Source organism: Acinetobacter piscicola (assembly GCF_002233755.1).
Lineage (GTDB): Bacteria > Pseudomonadota > Gammaproteobacteria > Pseudomonadales > Moraxellaceae > Acinetobacter > Acinetobacter piscicola.
In genome coordinates this window covers 112,552-137,581 of record NZ_NIFO01000001.1, presented here as the reverse complement: position 1 = coordinate 137,581, position 25,030 = coordinate 112,552, and the positions used below count along the sequence as shown (strand labels likewise).

At 37.7% G+C, this 25,030-nt stretch carries 21 protein-coding genes and 1 other RNA gene; 8 read left to right on the top strand and 14 right to left on the bottom strand.

Annotated elements, in window-relative coordinates; translation table 11 throughout:
* Positions 1–32: 32 nt before the first annotated feature.
* From CDA10_RS05505 to CDA10_RS05495, 3 genes are all read right to left on the bottom strand, one after another.
* Positions 33–833 (bottom strand): GNAT family N-acetyltransferase, encoded by an 801-nt coding sequence (locus CDA10_RS05505; RefSeq protein WP_089604511.1) that lies wholly within the window; start codon positions 831–833, stop codon positions 33–35.
* Positions 834–897: 64 nt separating this feature from the next.
* A complete protein-coding gene (gene pepP / locus CDA10_RS05500; protein WP_089604509.1) occupies positions 898–2,220 on the bottom strand; it encodes a Xaa-Pro aminopeptidase in 1,323 nt (440 codons plus the stop codon).
* Positions 2,221–2,347: 127 nt separating this feature from the next.
* Positions 2,348–2,980: a UPF0149 family protein gene (locus tag CDA10_RS05495; protein WP_089604506.1), complete on the bottom strand. Its 633-nt coding sequence runs from the start codon at positions 2,978–2,980 to the stop codon at positions 2,348–2,350.
* A 65-nt stretch (positions 2,981–3,045) separates the two neighbouring features.
* On the opposite strand from CDA10_RS05495, the gene CDA10_RS05490 reads away from it, so the two are divergent.
* From CDA10_RS05490 to ssrS, 3 genes are all read left to right on the top strand, one after another.
* Entirely contained in the window at positions 3,046–3,597 is a 552-nt protein-coding gene (locus tag CDA10_RS05490) for a hypothetical protein (protein ID WP_089604504.1), read from the top strand.
* 2 nt (positions 3,598–3,599) lie between these two features.
* Entirely contained in the window at positions 3,600–3,884 is a 285-nt protein-coding gene (locus tag CDA10_RS05485; RefSeq protein WP_089604502.1) for a cell division protein ZapA, read from the top strand.
* Between the two features lie 100 nt (positions 3,885–3,984).
* Positions 3,985–4,166: non-coding RNA, 6S RNA (gene ssrS, locus CDA10_RS05480), on the top strand.
* Between the two features lie 837 nt (positions 4,167–5,003).
* Here the strand turns inward: ssrS and CDA10_RS05475 are convergent.
* Positions 5,004–5,828: a hypothetical protein gene (locus tag CDA10_RS05475; protein ID WP_089604501.1), complete on the bottom strand. Its 825-nt coding sequence runs from the start codon at positions 5,826–5,828 to the stop codon at positions 5,004–5,006.
* Between the two features lie 317 nt (positions 5,829–6,145).
* Here CDA10_RS05475 and CDA10_RS05470 point away from each other — a divergent pair, with 317 nt between their 5' ends.
* A complete protein-coding gene (locus CDA10_RS05470; protein ID WP_089604499.1) occupies positions 6,146–7,567 on the top strand; it encodes an aminotransferase-like domain-containing protein in 1,422 nt (473 codons plus the stop codon).
* Positions 7,568–7,784: 217 nt separating this feature from the next.
* A complete protein-coding gene (locus CDA10_RS16885) occupies positions 7,785–7,952 on the top strand; it encodes a hypothetical protein (RefSeq protein ID WP_167374951.1) in 168 nt (55 codons plus the stop codon).
* 85 nt (positions 7,953–8,037) lie between these two features.
* Here CDA10_RS16885 and CDA10_RS05465 read toward each other — a convergent pair whose 3' ends face one another.
* The 4 genes from CDA10_RS05465 to CDA10_RS05450 form a co-directional block, all read right to left on the bottom strand.
* Positions 8,038–10,842: a nitrate reductase gene (locus CDA10_RS05465; protein WP_089604497.1), complete on the bottom strand. Its 2,805-nt coding sequence runs from the start codon at positions 10,840–10,842 to the stop codon at positions 8,038–8,040.
* Between the two features lie 180 nt (positions 10,843–11,022).
* Positions 11,023–12,648, bottom strand: a complete 1,626-nt coding sequence (gene nirD / locus CDA10_RS05460) for a nitrite reductase small subunit NirD (protein WP_089604496.1) — start codon at positions 12,646–12,648, stop codon at positions 11,023–11,025.
* A 137-nt stretch (positions 12,649–12,785) separates the two neighbouring features.
* Positions 12,786–15,332, bottom strand: a complete 2,547-nt coding sequence (gene nirB, locus CDA10_RS05455; RefSeq protein WP_089604494.1) for a nitrite reductase large subunit NirB — start codon at positions 15,330–15,332, stop codon at positions 12,786–12,788.
* A gap of 35 nt (positions 15,333–15,367) precedes the next feature.
* Positions 15,368–16,747 (bottom strand): MFS transporter, encoded by a 1,380-nt coding sequence (locus tag CDA10_RS05450; RefSeq protein WP_171333949.1) that lies wholly within the window; start codon positions 16,745–16,747, stop codon positions 15,368–15,370.
* Between the two features lie 413 nt (positions 16,748–17,160).
* On the opposite strand from CDA10_RS05450, the gene CDA10_RS05445 reads away from it, so the two are divergent.
* Together CDA10_RS05445 and CDA10_RS05440 are read left to right on the top strand one after the other, a co-directional pair.
* The gene (locus CDA10_RS05445) at positions 17,161–17,751 is read left to right on the top strand and encodes an ANTAR domain-containing response regulator (protein ID WP_089604489.1); all 591 of its coding nucleotides are present in this window, start codon (positions 17,161–17,163) and stop codon (positions 17,749–17,751) included.
* A gap of 1 nt (position 17,752) precedes the next feature.
* On the top strand, positions 17,753–18,742 hold the full coding sequence (locus CDA10_RS05440) for an ABC transporter substrate-binding protein (RefSeq protein ID WP_089604487.1): 990 nt from the start codon (positions 17,753–17,755) through the stop codon (positions 18,740–18,742).
* Positions 18,743–18,959: 217 nt separating this feature from the next.
* Here the strand turns inward: CDA10_RS05440 and CDA10_RS05435 are convergent, their stop codons facing one another.
* From CDA10_RS05435 to rpsB, 6 genes are all read right to left on the bottom strand, one after another.
* On the bottom strand, positions 18,960–19,277 hold the full coding sequence (locus CDA10_RS05435) for an AzlD domain-containing protein (protein ID WP_089604485.1): 318 nt from the start codon (positions 19,275–19,277) through the stop codon (positions 18,960–18,962).
* Complete coding sequence (locus tag CDA10_RS05430; RefSeq protein ID WP_089604484.1) at positions 19,274–20,017, bottom strand: AzlC family ABC transporter permease; 744 nt, start codon at positions 20,015–20,017, stop codon at positions 19,274–19,276. Before CDA10_RS05430 ends, CDA10_RS05435 begins: the two co-directional genes overlap by 4 nt.
* 395 nt (positions 20,018–20,412) lie before the next feature.
* Positions 20,413–21,234 carry an AraC family transcriptional regulator gene (locus CDA10_RS05425; protein ID WP_089604481.1) on the bottom strand — a complete coding sequence of 274 codons (822 nt, stop codon included), beginning with the start codon at positions 21,232–21,234 and terminating at the stop codon, positions 20,413–20,415.
* A gap of 120 nt (positions 21,235–21,354) precedes the next feature.
* Positions 21,355–21,948, bottom strand: coding sequence for a DUF3465 domain-containing protein (locus CDA10_RS05420; RefSeq protein WP_089604479.1), 594 nt, complete (start codon positions 21,946–21,948; stop codon positions 21,355–21,357).
* Between the two features lie 171 nt (positions 21,949–22,119).
* Positions 22,120–23,001: a translation elongation factor Ts gene (tsf, locus tag CDA10_RS05415; RefSeq protein ID WP_089604477.1), complete on the bottom strand. Its 882-nt coding sequence runs from the start codon at positions 22,999–23,001 to the stop codon at positions 22,120–22,122.
* A 136-nt stretch (positions 23,002–23,137) separates the two neighbouring features.
* Positions 23,138–23,890 (bottom strand): 30S ribosomal protein S2, encoded by a 753-nt coding sequence (rpsB, locus tag CDA10_RS05410; RefSeq protein ID WP_004831703.1) that lies wholly within the window; start codon positions 23,888–23,890, stop codon positions 23,138–23,140.
* A gap of 233 nt (positions 23,891–24,123) precedes the next feature.
* Here rpsB and map point away from each other — a divergent pair, with 233 nt between their 5' ends.
* Complete coding sequence (gene map / locus CDA10_RS05405) at positions 24,124–24,951, top strand: type I methionyl aminopeptidase (protein ID WP_089604474.1); 828 nt, start codon at positions 24,124–24,126, stop codon at positions 24,949–24,951.
* The last annotated feature ends 79 nt before the right edge of the window (positions 24,952–25,030 follow it).

Genomic DNA, 25,030 nt, shown 5'->3' with positions numbered 1-25,030 from the left:
AAATATTTTATTATTTTTATACATATTCTTGTTTATACATACGCTGGATAGGCTACATACGACTCCCCTACACACTCAAAACCCATCTGGTGGTAAAGTGCGACCGCAGCTTGGTTATCAATATCAACAATTAAGTGGGCGATACGCCCAGTGGAAACGATTCGATCAACGACAAATGCAACTACACACTCAGCAAAACCTTGCCGACGATACGCTGGAAATGTGTAAGTTCCACCTATGCTGACCAGCCGATCTGTTTCTATTCCAAACCGAACAATAGACACAATCTGACTATCTACTTCATATACAGCAACCTTTTCTTGCGCGATGAGTATGTTCCAGTCTGATACTTCCTCGACTGAACGCTCTTCATTATATTGGTGCTGATATTCCACAAGACGGGTGATATCTGACAAATTTGCCATACGCCCATTCGCTTGTGGGAAACGACCTGTACAGACCATGATCCATTGATCGTACTCTCGTGACATGTGTACCCGAGGCACTACAACACTACGCAATACATCACGACCAACGGAGGTGGTTACAATCCGACGTGGTTGGAAATTCATCATCGATGGGCAAAGCAATTCAGCAAAACAAGACGCTTCTGGTAACCAAAAGCATGTGCCTTTTGCAAGTACCACAGCAACACCTAAAAGTACATCTGGTCTGTTTGGATCATATAACCGCAAAAGATGCCATTGAGCATCTACGACTTTCGTTTGCTCAAGAAAAGCCGTGACACCAATACAGTGATAAAATCGTGATTCAAGCCATTCAGAAATAAGTTGATATTCACTCTGAGTAGCTGGAGATTCTGTTATGACCATCTAGAACTTTTTCCATATTTACTTTTGATAAATCGGATATTTCATCGACTATTCAAATACAAAATTATCTCGACTTGGCCATTAAAGCTTCAATATCTTCAACCGACTTCACAACATTTTTGGTCAAAACCAATGGACCATTTTCTGTTGCAACCACATCATCTTCAATACGAATACCAATACCACGCCACTTCGCATCAACAGATTCATCGTCAGGTGCAATATATAAGCCCGGCTCTACAGTAACCACCATGCCCGCTTCATACACACGCCATTCACCATCTTCATTTTTATATGAACCGACATCGTGCACATCCATACCAATCAAATGACCTGTGCCATGCATATAAGTATTACGATAGCTTTCAGTTTCGATAATATGTTCAATGTCCCCTTGCATAATGCCCAAATCCAACAAACCTTGCACTAAAATACGAACTGCAACGTTGTGAGGTTCTTTATATGAAAGACCTATTTGAACCGCATCAATCGCTGCAATTTGCGCATCAAGTACAACTTGATATAAGGCTTTCTGCTCAGGACTAAATTTTCCATTTACAGGAAATGTACGGGTAATATCTGAGGCATAATATTCGTATTCGCATGCCGCATCGATTAGAACCAAGTCACCATCTTTTAACGGTTTATTATTTTCTACATAATGCAAAATACAGGCATTTTCACCGCCACCAACAATACTGTTATATGCAGGAACACAACCATTCTGACCAAAGATGTAATTCAATTCAGCTTCTAAAGCATATTCCATCATTTCAGGACGGACTTTCTGCATCGCACGGGTATGTGCTTCAGCGCTGATGTTGGAAGCGATTTGCATCAATTCAATTTCTTTCGAAGATTTAAATACACGCATTTCATCTAAAATTTGATCAAGCTGTACCAATTGCGTAGGAACACCAAAACCACGCCCAGTTTGATTGGCTTTTTTAATCCATGTACTTACTTTTGCATCAAAATCGGCACGTTGTCCGATTCGATAAAATAATTTTTCTTTATTTAAAATTTTGGCAATAATTTCTTCATCGAGTAAATCTATTGCATAGGCTTCATCTGCATCATAATCATCAATTGCGCCGTCTATGCCTGCACGATAACCATTCCAAATTTCCATCTCACGGTTACGTTCTCGACAAAACAAACTATAAGTATAGTCTTGACCAGTTCGATCCGTTTCAATCACTGCGACTGCTTCTGGTTCAGCAAATCCTGTTAAGTAAAAAAAACTACTATCGGTACGGAATTTATAATCAGCATCACTATTACGCATCACTTCAGGACTGGTTGCAATAATCGCAATACTATTCGGACCCATTTGCTCAGCGAGGCGGTCACGACGTTCCTGAAAATCTGCTTGGCTTAATTTCATTTTATATTCAGCTTATATTTCAAATCATTGAATCTGTTAATTATGACCTTAACTTACAATCACGGCATAAAAAATGCAAATACCCTTTACAGAATATTTGCATCATTTTTGAAAATAATTAGATCTTTTAACTTGGGCGATGCGGAGTAAACATTTCAACCAAATTACTTGTATCAGAACCATCCGTTGCTTGTTTCATCTTACTATGCAAATTTTGTAGCAAAGAACTTTCAGCAACAGCAACTTTTTTACGTCCCATGGATAATGATATTGGGATCAAGCGTACAAACTCGTATAGTTCGAGGTAGCTTGCTTCCCCCTCTTCATCATCATCTGATTCATCAAATTCGACTGACGCAACATCTTGTAAACTTTCGATCAGCTCTTGTTCGTCAGAACGAATACGTCCTGACGCTAAGCCAAATCCTAAAACAACACCCTCACACCAATCTGCTAAAGCTTGAACACGCTCAGATAATGTATGTTCATCATCTGGAAGCATTGGTAAATAGTCTAAATCGTCTTCAGATAATGCATGTGAAATGTCTTCCGCTTCTTCAGCTAGAAGTGCAATCGCAGCATCGTCTATTTTTGGTACATCTAGCGTTGATAAAATTTGTAACCATTCATCACGAGTTGGCGCTTCCGTAACACAAACTATACCTGTGACTAAGCCATGTAACTCACTCGGGCTTGAAATTTCTTCAATCTCATCAAAATTTTGGTTCCAATCCGACCAACCTGAAATATCGTCTTGCATTCGCTTATCCAATCTCTATACTTCTCTATATATTACCTTTGATTGCGAATCTGTGCGACCTCGATATGTTAGAACAATTACAGCGTCTACAGACGCATATTGGTGTTTTAAAAACACGAATTGAAAATGTTGAGAAAGAAAATGCATCGCTGTTAAAAGAAAAAGATAACAGCGAAGAGCAAGCTCATTCTCAAATTAGTCATAAAAACAGTATTATTACTCAAAAACAGGATGAAATTGAGTCACTTACTGATCAACTCACTCAGTTGCAAGGACAATTCCAACAACTCAATACCGATGCGACATCGTTAGCTGAACGTTATGGTCGTTTGGAAAAAAGTTGTACGGATTTAAAAAATCGTTTTCAAGAAATTCTAGCTGAACGCAATGAATTACGCCTTGTGAAAGAAAAAATAGTGAATGAACAACGTCATCATTTACAAGATATTAAAAATCTTAAAGATGAACGTGAACGCTTAATTCAGAAAAATGAACAAGCCAAAGCTAAAGTTGAAGCGATTATTCAACGTCTTTCGATTTTGGGAACTGAACAAGATCATCATGCGCAAGAAATTCAACAACTTGCTCATCCGACAGAAGTGAATGAGGAAGTTTAAGTATGACTGAACATGCGACGGTTGAATTACGTCTGATTGAACAAGTGTTTCGTTTAGCGACGACTTCAGATAAAAAGGCTGATTTGGAAAAAGCAGGTCAGCTTTTAAATGACAAGTTTCAGGAGTTCCGTCGGAAAGCTCCTAATGTTGAACACAATAAACTGGTGATCATGGTTGCTTTGGAGCTAATGCAAGAAGTATTGACCATGAATAAATCGTTACAAGAATATGCACAATGTGAACGACTGTTGGGCGACATTTTGGAAGAGGTTGAAAAAGCGGAATAATCTGCTTTTTTTCCGTGCGATCGATTGGTTTTTGAGGTCTGTGTTTATAATTTATGAGCTTTGGTGATTTGCCTCAATCCTTAAATTATGTATACTTAATACAACTCTAGGGTGTTCGCCAGTACGTCTATTCCCCTGCCGATACTTAAACTTATGGATGTGTTCTGTATATTTTGAGTGTATGCCCACCTTGAGTGGGAAACCCATTAAGTGTACGTCACGTCCACCTTGAACTCATCGGGTTCAGGGTAACGACCATGCAGCGGCATCTCTGGAGTGTTTTATTTTTAATAAAAATAATAATTCACAAAAACTATTTGACCATCATCACCCTAAATCTCAATATTAAAATAGGCATACAGCGCAGGTTTTAAAACTATTGTCATATATTTTTTAATATCACAGATCAAAATGATAAGACAAAAAATACGTTAAGTTCAGCAACAATTGAAGCTGATGATCGAGGTATGAATCACTTGAGCTGGAAAGATATTAAAATAACTGAGTTTTAAAAGTTTAAAAAAATGATTATTAATAGACGCTTGGAGCAATCTAATCTTAGTTAACTCAAATCAATTAAACAATTGAATTCTTATCTGCTGTGTAATTTTACAATATCCATCTTATTCAAATTGAAATAGATACCTAATTAACTTTATAGATCGAATAAATATTTTTTACCAAATTACAAATGAGTCAAGCACTTAAGCTTAATGATGTTGCATACGACATTGGTGTCTGTATGTTTTTCATTGGTTACTTCTTCTTTAAGGTTCCGAGTAACATCATTCTTGAATGAGTTTTTATTGCACCAGTTTTGATCGGTAAGTTTAGTCAATTAACAGGAAGCTTCGCTACTGGATTTTTGGTTATATGCGCGTTGCAAGTAATCGCAGCTTTATGGACAGCGCTAACCGTTCGGATTCCACGTCACTAATTTTTAGTACAGAAAACAGTATTGTCTCATCGATTAAAGACGAGACAATACTGAAAAAGCATATAATTTCTTTGGAAAATATTGTTGTACTTCATCTAAGAATCTAAGTTTTTTAATTTGGAACTGTTTATCTGAACTGTTTGTTCGAATCATTTTGTTTTAGCTAAAACAACACAATAATTTTAAATAAACACTGCTTTTTCCTGCTGTAAACATGTTTGCATATATTCAGAATAAACCGAAAGTTTTTCTATAATATGCTCTGAATAGAACATATCTTCGATTAAATGTTGAGCTTGATCAAAACGATATTGATCACAATGTTGTAACAGTTGCGCGTTGATATATGAAAATTGGCTACATAAATCGGTATAAAATGCATTCTTATTTTTAAATAATAAATGGTTTATATTGAGTGCTGAACTGTCTGGAATGTACTGCTCCGCATGTGTTCTGATTTGAAGAATTCTTACATTAAAAAATGATTCGATTTCTAAAACTTTTTTAAGATCCAACTTTAGATCTGTAATAAGAAAAATCGTCGAAACATCTGCTCGGCACAGTGCTTTGATCACATTTAAATAAATAAAATCTGAATCACTCAACGCTAAACTTTGAATATCCAAAAAAATATTTAAAGCGTCTAAAACCTTGTTTGGATTTGAGTTTTGCTTTTGTTCAGATGAATACTTTTGATCTGCTTGATAGTAATGATTTAAAACATTCATCACAGCAGATGATGCTGGTGTTGTATAAATCACTGTTTTATTTAAATTTGATAAAATAAACGGTGCGAATAGATACGCTAAACTGGCTTGCTCTGGAAGTATTTTACTTTGGATGATTGAGTACGATTGAGTTTTAGAGAATTCTCTCAAAACTTTCGCTCTGAGCAATGTAGCTTCCAAATTTAAATAATATAATTCTAGAATATTCTGTGTTTTTGCGGATAACACATTCTCGTCCACAAACTCAGAAAGAGACTTCAATTGCGCTGTAACAAACATTTCTTCACCATTATAAATATGAGTTCATTTGAACAAAAAACATTGATCATAAATACATTAACCATGATGAATATGACTTATGCAAACTCATCAAACTTGAATGATTGGTGTCATTTTGGCGTGTTAAACAATGAAGATATAGCTACAAAAAAATAAAATATATGTATAACAGATTTATTGTTTCAGCACAGATCTGTTATATTTTTCTTATGGATATTTGGTTTTCGGTTTGGTGAATAAAAATTGATTTACAAGTTTATTCCAGTTTTATCCATATCTTAGGCTAAATTTTAATTTAAGTTTTCGGGTCACCTTTTATGTATAAATCTGAACAACTTGCGCAACATTTAAAACAACTCATTGAAAATAAAACATGGCAAGCACATGAAAAACTTCCTTCTTTAAGACAGCAAGTTGAACAATCTGGCTTTAGTTTAATTACGGTGATGAATGCGTATCAAGAACTCGAAGCACAAGGCTTAATTTATTCTAAAGAAAAATCAGGTTATTTCGTTGCAGAAAATCAAAGTCATACGATAGAAAAACATGTTGCCATCAGTCACAAAATTGAAATTAACTCGATTGTATTCAAATACTTAAAATCGACTCAATCAGAGCATATTATTCCTTTAGGATCAGCCTTTCCCAATAGTCAACTGCTCTATTCTGCTAAATTGATCCAAACACTTGGGCAACTTGCCAAACAACGACGTAGCTATGAACAAACGCCCAGTTTGCCACCAGGAAACTATGAATTAAGAAAAATAATTGCTCAACGTTATGCTATGCAAGGGATTCCTACCGATCCATCCGATATTGTGATTACTTCTGGCGGTTTAGATGCGCTGAATTTATCCTTACAGGCTGTCACGCAACCGGGTGACTATATTTTATTACAACAAACCTTATTTTACGGCGCTTGGCAAGCGGCTGAACGTTTAGGTTTAAAAGTGATTACGATCCCAGAACATCCTGTTGATGGTATTGATATTGAAGCATTTGAACAGGCGATTTTAAAGTACCCAATTAAAGTCTGTTTGATGATGTTAAATAGTCAAAACCCGATTGGATTTACGGTGAATGATGATATTAAACTCAAATTAGCGAAAATATTACATCAACACCAAATTCATCTCATTGAAGATGATGTGTATGAAGAACTTTATTATGGAAATAAAAAACCCTTATCAATGAAGTATTTTGATCAACAAAACCTCATTTTACATTGCTCATCTTTTTCTAAACCCTTAGGGGCAGGCTTTCGTATCGGTTGGGTCTATGCGGGAAAATATTCAGAACATATTCAACATATCCAACTCATGAGCACGCTTTCAGTCAATTCATTTATTCAAAATGCTTTAGTCGAGTATTTACCACACCGTCATTATGAAAAACACCTTAGAACCCTTCGTTCAACCTTACAAAGGCTGAAAAAACAATATTTTAATTATTTAAATACATATTTACCGACACAATGCTGCGTTGAATATTATCCTTCAGGTTACTTTCTATGGGTCGAACTTCCTGAATATTTGGATAGTACTTTGCTCTATCAACGTCTACTTGAAAAAAATATCAGCGTTGCACCCAATATTTTGTTCAATGCAACGACGCAAAATAAAAATCATATTCGTATCAATTGTTCATTTGAAATCAATACTCGGATTCAAACTGCATTAGAATTACTTATTGGTGATTTACAACAACAAATCACCCTGCACTTTGAAAAAGTTGAATGATTTTTATACACGTTGCTAAATTAGCTATCATGATATATGAATAAAAGTACAGCCCCATAAAAGTTCAAATAATGATTTGGGTAACAGTATCTATTTTTATAACAGATTTGAATTTTAAAGCTGATCTGTTATATTTTTTTTCTTAAATTTTGTATCTACCGAACAATTCATTTACAACACATAATTTGTTCAAGATAAGCATTCAGAGAATGATGTAATGAATAACGATCAAGACCCAAAAAAACCGCAAAAATATGCTGATAGCTCAATTTCAGATAAAGATTTCAAGCGTATGATTGTATGGTTTTCTATCTTCTGTGGTTTCTTCATGATTGGTGTTATCGTTTCAATTGGCGCTGACTCAGCAAACATGCTTCTTCCATAACTAGTTGATAAGCAAGTAAGTATCGTACTTACTTGCTTATCGGTTGTTTAAAATGCACTAACCCATAAATTCATTTAGATTAAAATCAAGTTGTTTCTGTCTGATACGCCTTAATTAATCCTCGAATTTCTGGTAAGCATGAACCACAATTCCCACCTGCTTTTAAACATGCTGTGACTTGCTTTTCATTGGTAATATTCTTTTCTTTAATGGTTTGGATAATTCGATTTTTACCTACTTTAAAGCAGCTACACACCAAAGGCCCTTCACTTTCACCCATCGACATTGCTTGCCCTGCTAGTAAAGCTTTGCGGTGCATTGCGCTTAAACGCTCACGCTTAAAGAGACTTGCCACCCAATCACGATCTGGCAATAACGCCTTTGGTGCAATGTATAAACTGGCAATCAAATGCCCATCCTGCAACACCACGCTATGACTAATATGTGCAGTTTGATCTTCAAGATTTAACCATTCAAAACTTTCATCATCAAATGGCAAAAGCTTTTTCAATTGTGCTGTGGTTTCGGTAAATCGACGACGATCTGCCAATTCATAACGTACTGCTTTAGCCGTTTGAATTTTTGTCCACCACACAACATCCTCAATCGTATCTTTGACGAGATGTTCAAAGCCTTCTCTTACATAAAACACGCCTTGCCATTGGGTATAAAATGGTTGAATCATCACAGGTGTATGTTTAAATTCAGGTTCTCCTGAAATTGTATCTACGACAGGATTAACCACTTTGCCAACCCGTGCATCTGAAGCAAATTGATCATTCCAATGAATTGGAGCAAATATTTGTCCTCGGCGAATATTATCACTCAGCACCGCACGCAATACACAATTTCCCCAAGCCGATTTAATCTCGACCAACTCACCTTCTTTCAAACCATATTTCAAAGCATCATTCGGGTGAATTTCGCAAAAAGGCTCAGCTTTATGTGTACTTAAATTGGCTGATAAACCTGTACGGGTCATGGTATGCCACTGATCACGAATCCGCCCAGTATTTAAAATTAGAGGATATTCACTATCAACTTGATTTACAGGATCAATCGCTATTGTTGCAATAAACTTTGCCTTTCGATCTGCGTAACTAAATTGCCCATTTGAAAATAACTGAGCAACCGCACCATCTTGTTGATTTTTATTTAAAATAGGCCATTGTGTAGGTTCGAGTTGATTGTATTCATTTATGGATAAATCAGTTAAACCTTGTAAATTAAAATAACGGAAAACTGCTGTCTCTGAAGGTTGTGAAATCTCTGCATTTTGGTAAGCAGAAAGTTGAGCATGCTCTTTGAAAATGTCATGACTATTTTCAAAATCAAAACCACCAAATCCTAATTTTTTAGCAACTTGTGAAACAGACCACCAGTCTGCTTTGGCTTGCTCTGGACTGTCTAAAAAGGCACGTTGTCTTGAAATACGACGCTCGGAATTGGTGACCGTACCCTCTTTTTCACCCCACCCTAGTGCAGGTAACAATACATCGGCATATTGCGTGGTATCGGTGTCTTTACAAATATCAGAAACGACCACAAACTCACATTTTTCCAAAGCACGTTTGACTTGATCTGCATTGGGTAAACTCACCACAGGATTGGTTGCCATAATCCAAATCGCTTTAATTTCTCCGCTTTCAACAGCTTCAAAAAGATCAACAGCCTTTAAACCAACTTGATCTGCAATGATTGGACTTTGCCAAAATTGTTGAACCAACTGTTGATGTTGTTCATTGCCTAGATCCATGTGTGCTGCGAGCATATTGGCAAGACCACCCACTTCGCGTCCGCCCATGGCATTCGGTTGACCTGTCATTGAGAATGGTGCAGCACCTAAGTGACCAATTTTTCCAGTCAAAAGATGACAATTGATAATGCTATTGGCTTTGTCTACGCCACGAGAAGATTGATTCACCCCCATTGAAAACAGTGTCATCACTTTTTTAGTTTGTGCAAATTTCTCAAAAAATAACTGTAATTTTTCCAGTGAAATTCCTGTTTTAGCTGCAACTTCAGCAATATCAGCTTCCGATTGAGAAGCTTCGAGAGCAGCTTTTAAATCTTGGGTATGCGCCTCTACAAACTCAGCATCGACATGACCATTTTGATGTAAATACTGCAATAAGCCATTGAATAATCGAACATCTTGACCAATCAGAATGGGGAGATGTAAATCAGCAGCTTCACAAGTTGCGGTAAACCGTGGATCAATGACCACCACGAATAAATCCCGCTTTTCTTTCGCTTGCATAATACGTTGGTATAAAACAGGATGGCACCAAGCGGTATTTGAACCGACTAAAACCACCATATCGGTATGTTCAAAGTCTTGGTAACTTGCAGGAACTAAATCCTCACCAAAAGCACGTTTATGTGCCGCTACTGCTGACGACATGCATAGTCTTGAATTGGTATCAATATTGGCTGTACCGAGGTAACCTTTTACGAATTTATTAACGACATAATAATCTTCAGTCAAAAGCTGACCAGAAACATAAAAAGCGATACTGTCTCGACCATATTGGTCAATATATTGTTGAAATTTATTGGCGATTAAATCAGTCGCTGTATCCCAGTCTGTTTGTGTTCTATGCGTGCTTAAAGTTTTTGTTTCTGAATGAGTTTTACGCCCTAACATGGGGTGCAAAACACGTGTTTCCAAACCAATTGTATCTGCTAAATTACTGCCTTTAATACAAAGCTTTCCATAATTTGATGGATGATTAACATCACCAACAACAGATACTTTTTGCCCTAAAGCAGTTTCTTGAACTGTTGCGGTTACACCACACCCCACACCGCAATAAGGGCATGTCGTTTGTGTGGTTTTAATCATTTCTTCTGTGGAGCTATGCAGTTCCATTACAGGGATACTATTCATTTCTGCTTCGCTCCTGATAAAGCTTTTATTTCCCCTCCTTTCAGGAGGGGGTAGGGGGAGGTTTTATATTAAAAATCCCCCTCATCCTAACCTTCTCCCTAAGGGAGAAGGGACTTCAATACCTAAATTGTTTAGGGTTAGAACATTCCACTCTTTTAAAAAGGAATTAGGGAGACTACTTCACCCTGCTTTCTTTAATGCAAAATCCTTACCAAACAATAATTTATTGCGAATAGAAGAAATTGAGGTTTGATCCGAAATTAATTCTGCATACCAAACACCATCTTCAGTATCACCAAACAATACTGCACCGACGACCTTATCTTTTTGAATAATAATGCGTTTATAAATCTGACGTTTTTCATCATTCAAAATAATGTCTTCAAAATCTTCTTTAGGCTCACTATTTTCTAAATCAATACGACCTGCTGAGAACACATCACAACCACTGACTTTTAACTGTGTCGGAACAGTTGGTGCTTTAAAGGTTAAACTACCATGCTCTGCTAAATGTGATGCGCAAATGAATGCTTGTCCCCATAATGGCTCAACCAATCCAAAAGTCTGATTACGATGTTCAATGCATTCACCAACAGCATAGATACTCGGGTCATACGTTTGCATGGTGTCATTCACCAATACACCACGATTACAACGTAAGCCTGCACTTTGTGCCAAAGCCATATTTGGACGAATACCCACAGCAAAAACCACTAAGTCTGCATCTAAAATAGTGCCATCTTTAAGTCTAATTTGAGTGACATGTCCGTCTACACCAATTAATTCTTCAGTATTGGCTTCAGTAATAATCGAAATACCTTTTTGCTCAATGCTATGGCGTAGCATTTGGCTTGCTTTACCATCTAATTGACGCTCCATAATGCGATCCATCAGATGTAAAACGGTCACATTCATGCCACGTTGTTTTAAACCATACGCCGCTTCTAAACCCAATAAGCCACCACCAATCACCACAGCATTCTTTTTAGATTTGCAATAATCAAGCATGCTGTTGACATCGTAAATGTCTCGGAAACTGAGTACACCTTTTAAATCAGCGCCTTTTACTGGTGGAATAAATGGCTTTGAACCTGTTGCTAAAATCAGGCGATCATAATCCACCATTAAACCTTTTTCGGTATAAACATGCTTACGTGGACGGTCGATACGCACTGCTGGATCGCCTGCGATAAAGCGAATATTTTTATCGCTATACCATGCATGTGGATGCAACATAATATCATCAATGGTTTTATCGCCCGATAATACTGGTGACAACATGATACGGTTATAGTTACCCCATGGTTCTTCACCAATCACGGTAATTTCATAACGCTCAGGTGCCATATCTAACAAATCTTCCAAACAACGCATGCCTGCCAGACCATTTCCAATCAGAACCAGCTTCATTTTTTCTTGAGAAGTTCCATTATTGGTAATATAAGTTTTTTGTGGTGTTGGGCTAATGAGCACACGGCCATTCTCAATTTTGCTTGGAAAAACAAAAAGTTTTTGGTCTTTATCTTCCAAACAACGGCCTGTTGCCAAGCTGAAATGTTGTTTGTAAATTGGAGAAGCGACGACACGCTCACCTTGTAAATCTCCAATAATGCCACGAGACATTACAAAGGCTTTGCTGAATGGGTCTTGGTTGCTTAAAGCATAAACACGCTTTTCGCTGCCTACCCTAAAAATTGCAATTTGTTGATCATCCAACAACGCACCGACACCTGTATTTGGAGTAATGTCTTCCAAAGCGCAAATATCTAACCAATCCAGTTCATTCATATCTTTTAAAATTGTCATCGTCTTTATCCTTTTTAAACTTTTCTATCTACCTCATATTTTCTCTTGCGCTTGGTTTTAAAGTAGCACTTAAAACCAAAGCTCAGAGAGAAAACAAAGAGGGTTAAGAACATGAAAAGTTTGAATACCTTAATTTGTTAAGCTTCAACTACAGGAATACGGCTACTATCTCGTTCTGCTTCAGTTTTTGGGCGAATTTGACCACGAACTTCTGCAAATTGAATGTGCGGATCTTGTTGTTGTTCTGCTTTTGCATTGATAAAGGTCACAAAGCGTTTGCGTACTTCAGGGTCTTCTACCGCAGTGCGCCATTCATCTTGATATGTACCCACTACATGACTCATACGGTATTCAAGTTCAGTTGCTACACCAAGCGAATCATGGACTACAACATCTTTAAGGTAGTCCAAACCACCTTCCATGTTGTCACGCCATACCGAAGTACGTTGTAAACGATCTGCTGTTTGGATATAGAACATAAAGAAACGATCGATGTACTTAATTAAAGTTTGCGTATCCAAGTCTGAAGCCAATAATTCTGCATGACGTGGTTTCATCCCGCCATTACCACAGACATATAAATTCCAGCCCTTTTCAGTCGCAATCACGCCCACATCTTTACTTTGTGCTTCGGCACATTCACGAGTACAACCCGAAACCGCCATTTTTAATTTATGCGGTGAACGCAAGCCCTTGTACCGATTTTCAAGGAAAATAGCCAAACCGACTGAGTCGTCTACACCATAACGACACCATGTACTACCTACACAAGACTTCACAGTACGCAATGATTTACCATAAGCATGACCTGACTCAAAACCAGCAGCGATGAGTTTTTCCCAAATTTCAGGCAGTTGGTGAATTTGTGCACCAAACATGTCGACACGTTGCCCACCTGTTAATTTGGTATATAAACCATATTCTTTAGCAATTTGACCTACGGCGATTAAGCCATCAGGAGTAACTTCACCACCCGCCATACGGGGTACGACAGAATAAGAACCATCTTTTTGAATATTGCCAAGATAGTAATCATTACTGTCTTGAAGCCCTGCATGACTTGGTTTTAAAACAAAATCATTCCAGCAAGAAGCAAGGATATTCGCAGCAGTGGGCTTACAAATATCGCAACCTAGACCATGACCATGTTGTTGAATCAGATCATCAAAAGTTTTGATTTCATTGATACGTACTAAGTGATACAGCTCTTGACGTGAATAAGCAAAATGTTCACAGATATGGTTATTTACCGTCACACCTTGACGTTGCAATTCAGATTTTAAAACTTGGGTAACCAATGCAGCACATCCGCCACATGCTGTTGCAGCTTTGGTGCATTTTTTCAAAGCACCTAGAGACGTTGAACCATCTGCAATTGCGCTACAAATATCTGCTTTAGAGACATTGTTACATGAGCAAATCGTTGCACTATCAGGTAGCAAATCTACACCACTACCACCTGATTTTGTAGAAGACTGTGCATAACCTGGCATGATTAAGCTTTCAGGATTTTCAGGAACGTCCAATCCATTCAACATCATTTGTAATAAATCGCTATATTCTTTGGCACAACCAACGAGTACCGCACCTAATAACTTATTTTTTTCAGCATTGACGACGATCTTTTTATAGACCATTTCGTCCTCATCAGCATAGAAATAGCTGAGTGAGTTTGGCGTCATCGCATGTGCATCACCCACAGAAGCAACATCGACTCCCATTAATTTCAGCTTCGTGCTCATATCCGCACCAGCGAACTCATTACAACTTTGTTCCATCACATGTTTTGCTGCAATACGCGCCATGTCATAGCCCGGTGCAACCAAACCATAGATTTTATTTTGCCATAATGCGCATTCACCAATTGCATAAACATCTGCATCAGAGGTTTGGCAATAATCATTGATCACAATCCCGCCACGTTCGCCAATGGCTAACCCGCTTTGACGCGCCAATTCATCACGTGGACGAATCCCTGCCGAAAATAAAACAATATCTGTTTCAAGTTCAGAACCATCACCAAACTTCATCACATGCGTGGTATTTACACCATCTTCAATCGATGAAGTTGCCTTTTGGGTATGAACTTTTACACCTAAATTTTCGATTTTTGAGCGTAAAACTTTACCGCCTAAATCATCAATTTGCACAGCCATTAAGCGTGGCGCGAATTCGACCACATGTGTTTCGAGATCTAAATCTCGTAAGGCTTTAGCTGCTTCTAAACCCAATAATCCACCGCCAATCACCACACCTGTTTTTGCATTTAGACTGGCTGCACGGATTGCATCTAAATCTTCAATCGTGCGGTAAACAAAACAGTTCTGACGATCATTACCCGGAATTGGAGGTACAAAAGCATACGAACCTGTAGCGAGAACCAATTTGTCATAGCTGATCACATCACCATGATTTGTGGTGATGAGTTTATTGGCTGTATCAATCGTTGTTGCTTTAGTGCTTAAACGCAGGTCTATTCCATAAGCATCGGCAAAGTCTGAACGGCAAAGTGTTAAATCCTTTGCCGATTTACCAGTAAAATATTCAGTCAAATGTACGCGGTCATATGCTAAGCGTGGCTCTTCTGCCAAGATGGTAATTTCAACATCATCGCCTGCATTTTCCAACACAGATTCAATGAATTTGTGTCCAACCATGCCATGACCAATCATCACTAATTTCATATCAATTCTCCTCAATTCTTTTCGTTATTTTTGGCTTAAATACTTTGCTTCGCACTTGCTGAAGCATTTTGTTCCATGCTGTCACGTTCAAGTACAGCAGCCTCAAACAACTTTTGTTCTTTCTCTTTATGCTCTACTGAGAAGCGAATCATTAACACGCAACTTGCAGCGATGACGACTAAGCCACCTAAAATCATCAATGTTGTTTGAATATCCAACATACCTTTAAGTAAGAAACCTGCCGCAACCGCACCGACATTACCACCAGCACCAATAATGCCTGCTACCCCCCCTAAAGCATCACGGTCAATAAAAGGGACTAAAGCGTATGTTGCACCACATGCCATATGAGTAAATAAAGCGAATACGGTCATTGCTAGGATTGCAAACATTGCCGTGTTCATTTGCGAAAATACGATGAGGAATAACCCTTCCATCAAAATCATTGCAAATAAAACTTTAGTACGACCATCTAAGCCTTTTTGAGTTGCAACTTTGTCTGAAACAATACCGCCAAGTGCACGAGCAAATAATGCAAGTAAACCGAAAATTCCCGCAGCCATTCCAGCTTCTTTTAAACCGAATTTAAAATGATCGACGTAATACATTGCGATAACATTATGAATAAAGATTTCGATACCGAAGCATGCTGCATAAGCACCAAATAAGATCCAAACGCGATAGTTTTTTGCAGCGTGCATCAAAATAGCAACACCACCTTTTTTGTCGCTACCAACACTTAGACCTTGTGCACGAAGTTCTTTAAAATCACCTTGTGGGCAGTCTTGAGTAAATTTCCAATACATTGCACCTACGATTAGCATAAGCACACCTGGAACAATCAGTGCGATTCTCCAACCCATTGCTTGCTCTACACCAAACATCACCAGTGCAGCTAACATCAATGGCATTAAAGTTTGAGTCGCACCACCACCTGCATTTCCCCAGCCTGCTGAAGCTGCATTTGCTGTACCGACTACATTCGGCGCAAACATGATACTGGTGTGATATTGCGTAATAACAAAACTTGCTCCAATCGCCCCAATCAGCAATCGAAAGAATAGGAATGATTCATAACTATTTGCAGAAGCAACACCAAATACAGGAATACTGCCAATAATCAAAAGTGCTGTGTACGTTTTGCGAGGCCCATATTTATCACACAAAGGACCGACGATCAGACGCACTAAAATCGTGATCGCAACAGCTGCGATATTAATATTGGCAATTTGATCTTTCGTGAGATGGAACTCACCTGCTATCACAGGCATGAGTGGCGCACATGCAAACCACGCAAAGAAGCAGACAAAAAAGGCGAGCCAACTCATGTGGAAGGCTCTCATCGCTGCACTGCTGAAACTAAAAAGACTAATTTTTGTTGCTTTTTTAGCATCTAAATTTGAAGACATGACCATCTCCTACCTAAACTGAACGTATTGGGTTATCTGCTATGCGGATTGCTGCACAGCAGAGTCGATCAGAGCGGACGTCGTTGGCCGTCTTACAAATTTTATTAGAGTCGTCTTTGACTCAAGATGAATATAGCAATGAGCGTGCCAATATTTTAAAATAAAGAATAAGATATTGTTTTAATTATTAAAAAATACTTTATTAAAAATATTTATAATTTTTAAATGGACAATTTATTTTTAGATTATCCTCAACAGAAAATTTACCAATGCGATGAATGGGCGCATTTTGCTACATTTAAGTGCATTTAAAATTCCCACTTATACTCAACAGAGTATAAATATCTCAATTTGCCCCTATTTATGATCTGGTATATTTATTGCATGCTCAATTTATACACAGGCTTTCTTGATGCATCATGCCAAAACTGAAAATAGCTTTAATCGATGATGATTTTGATCGTGCAGAGTTCGTTAAACTCACTTTAATTGAACATCAATTCGATGTGGTCGCATGTTTAATGACAGATCAACTCGATTTATTTTATCTGCAACAAATTCAAGCAGATGTTATTTTATTAGATATGGATCATCCGCAACGTGACATTATTGAAAGTTGCGTCAGTCAGTTCGATTTACCCACTGTACTATTTACTAAAAACAGCCATAAAGACACCATTAAAAGTGCAATTGAAGCGGGGATTACCGCCTATATCGTGGATGGTATACAACCCTCAAAATTAGACAGTATTTTAGAAATTGCCATTGAACAATATAAAAAACATAAGAAATTACTGAATGATTTACAGGATACCAAAAGCAAACTAGCCGATCGAAAAGATATTGAAAAAGCTAAGGTTTTACTCATGAAGCTACATCATATTAATGAAGAACATGCTTTTACTTTACTGCGTAAAAATGCCATGAGTCACCGCATGACTATTGGGGAAATGGCTCGTCGTCTACTAGACGCACAGCTTTTATTACAATCTCAGTTTAAGGAGCAATAAAATGTCGAATTTAGAAAAAACTGATATTCGATTAGGTTATGTTCCATTATTGGATTGTATTGCGATTCTTTGGGCAAAACATCAAGGTTATTTTGCAGATTTAGGCTTAAATGTCGCGTTAGTTAAAGAAGCATCTTGGGCAAGTTTACGCGACCGTTTAGCCTTTGGTCTTTTAGATGCGGCACATTGTTTATCTGCCATGCTTCCTGCTGCGACCTTAGGTTCAGATCAATTAGGTATTCCATTTCAAACCCCATTAATCTTGAGTAATAATCCAACATCGATTAGTTTAAGCCAAAAACTATGTTTTGATCTCAATATTACAGCGCATGACTCACTAGAAAGTTCTGCAAAAAAATTGACTTATGCTATTCATCAGCAACAAAATATTCGTTTAGCACATGTTTTTCAGCATTCAATTCATCATTATTGTTTAAAAGAATGGCTCGCTTTAGCTGACCTACAAATCGCTCAAAAACATAAGCTTTTAACACTTCCACCACCGTATATGGTTGAGGCTATTTCAAAGCAAATGATTGATGGTTTTTGCGTAGGTGAACCGTGGAATATTCAAGCAGAAATTGAAGGTTTAAGTACAACGATTTGTTCAAGTCAGCAATTCATTCCTGAAATTGCGAATAAGGTTTTCGCTGTTACGCAAGAATGGGCTACACAACATCCAAACACATTACATGCACTCTGCCAAGCAATCGCCAAAGCACAAAATGATTTACGATCACTTGAATCTATTGAAGATATTTGGGAAATATTAATTGAATACAACATTATTCGATTTAATTGTTCCGAGTCAGTGCACGTTCAAGAGTTTCGTAAAATCCTAAATATTATTCAAAATCTAGTTCCTCATGATACCCACCCAAAAGCATCTGATTTTGAATGGATGATTCATCAAATGCAGAAATGGGACAATTTAGAAGTGAATGATCAAAAAATAGAAACCATCGCTAAGCAATGTATTGTTTCTCTTTAAAAAGCCTCTTAGATAAGCTTGATACGATAAACTCATCATTGAGTCTATCCTTAATTGGCTGCACATCAAATAGAAAGCAATCACCGCCTACATTACAGTGATTGTTTTATTATTCATATCATTGAATCAGGATTAAAAATTAAGCATTAAAAATATTATGATGACATTGTTTTAATTAAGAAATATTGTTTTAGGATTACCCATTCTAGGACTGGTCTTATCCACCCAACAAATAACTCAACCCATAAAAACACAATAAACTTAAGCCTAAATTCAATAAGATTTTCTTAGAAATTAATGCGAAAACAACACATAAAATGGCGGTAAGGAAATAAGCATCCTGTGGTAAAGCACGTAACTGTTCGCCTTGAAAAAATATAATCGGTGCACAAATGGCGGTCAGTAAACATGGTGCGGAATACTGCAACATATTTCCAATGAATACAGGCAGTTTAAATGCAATTTTGGGTTCTAAAAAGAAATAACGGTTTATAAAAACAACCAAAGCTAAACTGAGTAATAAAATCCAAGTCATTTTCTTTTCCTTATTATTTTGCCCATCATTTTAGCCGCAGACATTGCACCCAACATTCCCAATAAACCTGACAGCACAACACCACCTTCAAATTGTAAATATTTAAAAATACAGGCTGAAATTAAAGTGACGACTACACCAAATAAAGTGGCAATATTTTTAATCATCGGAACAATAATCAAAATAAAAACTGCAACAATCGAAAAATCTAAATGCAGACTTTCTAAATTTGGAATGGATTGAGCAAGTAAAATTCCCAATAAACTAAACAAACACCACGCCAGATAAAAACACAAACCTGCTCCAAATAAATAAGCAAAAGTGCGTTGTTTATTTTCACCAATACCTACAGCAAAAAGTTCGTCTGTGAGTAAAAAGCCAATCATCAAGCGTTGATGCGTTGGGAATTGAGAGACCTCTTTGCGAAAATTTAGAGCATAAATTAAATGCTGACTGGTTAAAAAGAAAATCGTAATGATGATTGTAAATACTGAAGCATTTGACATCACGAGACCTAAACTAACCAATTGTGCAGCCCCCGCAAAAACAATAGCAGACATTGAAAAGGCTTGAGCAAAACTTAAACCTGCATTAATCGCCATTGAGCCTGCAAGGATTCCCCACGGAAGCACAGCAATGGATAAAGGGAGAATATCCATCACACCCTGAAAAAAGGCTTTTTTATTTAAAGTTTTTTGTGGCACTGCCTGATGAGAAACAGATTTAAATTGATCATTCATAGGCATCATCCATAACAAAGAATAAAACGAGTATCTTATAAAACAAGCATAAAAGATTGGATGAAATTGCTATTTTAACCTGAGCTCGGGATAAGATATATTCCCAACTATATGATACGCAGAAACGTCAGTCGCATTGTTCGAGGTATGAGGAATATATTCCGCAAGATCTGTAATATACTGTTTTTGCAATATATTAGGTACTTGAAGATATCTGTCGAGTTGGCGACTGACAAATGGTTTTGCCTACTTTTCCCGAAAGCCTTGCGAGGTAGTACCTCTCAGGTCGAACCGAAGGTTAATCCTTGCATTTGACTTTAAACGGTAAGACTCCGTTGTACCTGATCATTTTTTTCAATAACTTACATCAGAATTTCCCCAGAACTGACGTTATTTTAATACTGCAATGTACTGAGATATTGCGAAGGTGTTACACCCATCGCTTTTTTAAAATGTCGATTAAAATGACTTTGATCTGAAAAGCCACAGTTTTGAGCAGTTATTGCAATACTTTGCCCTTGTTTAAGTAGCTGACGTGCTTTTTGTAAGCGTACTTGAACCAACCAGCTATGTAGTGGCAAACCTGTATATTTTTTAAACTCACGTAAAAAATGCCACGGGCTAATTCCGACATAACTTGCAAGATCGGTAAGAGAATAATCATGCTCAGGAAAACTGGTTAATAATTCCTTGACTGTTTCTACTTTTCGTTGTGCTTCAGGCAGTTCCGCAGGGGTTAATTTTGCACGTCCATAACGACTAATTAAACGAGCTAGAGTAGACAAATACATGCTTTCTTTTAATAAGGCATTATCCTTTTGTTCTAATAAATCAAAAAGTAATGAAAGTTGTTGCGCTAGACCGATATCATGCACCACTGCATTTGGAAACCACGGCACACTATTTTTAACCGTAAAAAAATCTTCTCCAACCTCTAAAAGCATTTCAGGCGTTGGATAAATTGCCCGATACTTCCAACCTGATTCCACGGCAGATGAACCTGTATGAATTTCATCTGCATTGACTAAAATAATATCACCTTTCGGTGCGGTATGAAGTTGCCCTGTTCGATAAAAACTTTGTGCGCCTTCTTCAATTACACCAATGCAATAACCTTCATGCACATGCTTAGAAAATTGTTTATGGTGATATTGTGCTTTTAACAACTCTAATCCACCCAATTCCTTAAGGTGAAAATAGCTCGCCCACTCCTGCATCTTTCTATTCAGACTTTATTGATTGATTTAAAAATAACATGATTCAAAAAAACGTATAGAACAAAATTGCTATGTCATATATTTCTCATAGTGATGAATTTGACTTCAATAAATAATCCATTATTGATAGGTTTTACCATCATGTTTTAACCAACCATTTTCATGACGATGCTGAGGGTCACGATGCGTCCAATGAATCACCCCACCTTGCGTGCTGTATTCATATTCGCCAAAAAACTCGACCGTATCGCCTTTATGTAAATTGTCAACACGTGGTGCTAAATCAATATTATGTGCCACTAAAACTGTTAGACCATTCTCTAGTGTAAGAATAAATTTTTGATGACGTGAACCATCATTATCATCACGTAAAATCGCTTTGACTCGTCCAACTGACTGAACTTGTACATTACTTAATTTACGTTCGTATGATTTGGCAATAACTTCAAGACCATGCTGGCTTTGACTATTTGTATATGGATGATTCTGAGTACGATCATTTTGAACTTGATGATTTTTCTTCTCGTCAATTGGATCTTCATGAGACACGGAAGGATTCGAATTTTGTTGAGTATGTGAGTTTGGTTGGTCTGAATATTCAACTTTAGGCTGTTGAACAGGCTCATTTTTTTGTTGATTTAAATCAATTCCAAAATAGGCAGCGACCAATACTGCGATTGCAGCGCCAATGCCAAGTTGAGTTTTATTTGCCATAGTGAATCAAAATTAGAATAATAAAAATATAAAACCGATTATAGAAGATGTAGCACAAATTTCGCACTTAAACATTCTTAAAATCAGTACTTTTATTGCTTTACATGTACCCATATAAAAAACCCCTCAAAATTTGAGGGGTTTTTTATATTTTTACTGAATCAGTAAAAATTATTGAGCAGCGGCAGCAGCCTGAGCAGCAGCAACTTCATCAGCAAAGCTCATTTCAGCTTTCTTCTCAATACCTTCACCTACTTCGAAGCGAACGAATTGAACAACTGTAGTAGCAGTTGCTTTTAATACATCAGCAACTTTCTTGTCGTTGTCGATCACGTACATTTGACGCTCAAGAACAACTTCGTTCAAGTATTTTTCAACTGAACCAGTCACCATTTTTTCTACGATGTTTGCTGGCTTACCAGATTCAATCGCTTTAGCTTCTGCAATTTCTTTCTCTTTAGCGATAAGATCAGCAGAAACATCTTCAGCAGTAACTGCAACTGGGTTGAATGCAGCAACATGCATTGCAACACCTTTACCAGTTTCAGCAGAACCTGTGTAAGAAACAACAACACCAATTTTTAAACCGTGTTTGTAAACTGCAAGGTTTTCACCTTCAACAATTGCAGCACGACGAACTTGGATGTTTTCACCGATTTTTTGAACAAGTGCAATACGCGCTTCTTCAACAGTTGTACCATCTTCAAGTTTAAGTTCAGCAATTTTAGCAGCATCAGTTTCGTTTGCAGCTAAAGCAGCAGCAGCAACTTTCGCAGAGAAACCAGCAAAGTTATCATCTTTAGCAACGAAGTCAGTTTGGCAGTTAACTTCAACAAGAATCGCTTTGTTACCTTCTTGAACGATTGTGATTGCGCCATCAGCAGCAATGTTACCCGCTTTTTTAGCAGCTTTTGCTTGACCTGATTTACGAAGATTATCAATCGCCAATTCGATGTCACCGTCTGCTTCTGTTAATGCTTTTTTGCATTCCATCATCGCAAGACCAGTACGGTCACGTAATTCTTTTACCATGCTCGCAGTAACTGCAGTCATGTTGTTCTCCTAAATACGGTAGAATATGAATCTGTTCAACAAAAACGGCCCAAAGTGTACTCTGGGCCGTTTTGCTTTCTCGACGCTTAATTTGTCATCATATGTTGTAAAAATGACAAGCTTGCGTCAAAACGCATTAAGCCTCAGGAGCTTCTTTCGCAGCTTCTTCGCCTTTAGCTTGAGCATTTGCTTGAGTTTGAGCGTATTCTTTACCAGCAAGAATAGCATCAGCCATAGCAGAAGCATAAAGTGTTACAGCACGGATCGCATCGTCATTACCCGGAATAACGAAATCTACGTTATCTGGGTTAGAGTTTGTATCAACGATACCGATAACTGGAATACCTAAGTTTTTAGCTTCTTTAATAGCGATCGCTTCGTGATCAACGTCGATGATGAACAATGCGTCAGGTAAACCACCCATGTTCTTAACACCGCCTAAAGAGCGTTCAAGTTTTTCCATTTCACGAGTACGTTCTAAAGCTTCACGTTTAGTTAGTTTAGCAAAAGTACCGTCTTGTGATTGAGTTTGAAGATCTTTCAAACGGTTGATTGACTGACGAAGAGTTTTCCAGTTAGTCAACATACCACCCAACCAACGGTGATCTACATAAGGTTGACCAGCGCGTTGAGCTTGTTCACGGATGATGTTTGAAGCAGCACGTTTTGTACCAACAAACAATACTTTGTTCTTTTTGCTTGCAAGATTGTTAACAAAATTCAAAGCATCATTTAACGCAGGAACAGTGTGTTCAAGGTTAATGATGTGAATACGGTTACGCGCACCAAAAATGTATTGACGCATTTTTGGGTTCCAGAAGCGAGTTTGGTGACCAAAGTGCGCGCCAGCTTGAAGAAGGTCGCGCATGCTTACGTTGTAATCTGCCATTTTCTTTACCTTAAAGTTTGGGTTAGGCCTCCATATGTCCGCATTCTCCACCTCAAGATTAAAAAAACCTTCAGGCACCCAGAGTAATGTGACGACATATGTGCGGATTTTTAAATTACCCTTATCAAAATTCTCGTTAACTGTTCATGAAGAAAGTAACGAAAAGCATTTGATAATTTGGGCGGCTATTTATACCATAGCCACATACAAATTTCCAAAAGTTTTTAAAGATCATGAACAGTACTTACGAAGCTCCCCGTCGATTAATCAAAACCGCAGACGATATTGAAAAAATGCGTGTCGCGGGTCGACTGGCTGCAGAAGTTTTGGATATGATCAAACCGCATATCAAGCCGGGTGTTTCAACACTTGAACTTGATACGATTTGTCATGATTATATCGTGAATAAACAAAATGCAATACCTGCTTGTCTAGGTTATGGCGCCGCACCTGGCCGTGCTGCATTCCAACATGTGATCTGTACATCAGTAAATCATGTGGTTTGTCATGGGGTTCCTTCTGAAAGTAAAATTTTAAAGAAAGGTGATATTCTCAATATTGACGTGACTGTGATTAAAGATGGTTTTCACGGCGACACCAATATGATGTACATCGTAGGTGGTGAAACATCAATTCTTGCAGATCGCTTGTGTAAAGTGGCTCAAGAAGCGATGTATCGCGGGATTGCGACTGTTAAAGCGGGTTCAACCATTGGTGATATCGGTGATGCCATTCAACGTTATGTCGAATCTGAACGTTTCAGTGTTGTACGTGAATATTGTGGTCATGGTATTGGTACTGTTTTCCATGACGAACCTCAGGTTCTACATTATGGTCAACCGAACACAGGCATGATTTTAGAAGAAGGTATGACCTTTACCATTGAACCGATGGTCAATGCAGGTGTTTGGCAAACCCGTTTAATGGGTGATAAATGGACGGTTGTGACTAAAGATCATAGCCTATCTGCACAATATGAACATACCCTACTTGTGACTAAAAATGGTGTGGAAGTATTAACAGCACGTCCTGAAGAAGACTTGTCTCGATTCACAAAATAAAAAGTCATTGACTCAATAACCCTGATTTTTATTTTAAAAGGTCACCTATAGGTGGCCTTTTTTATTATTCATTTAAAAA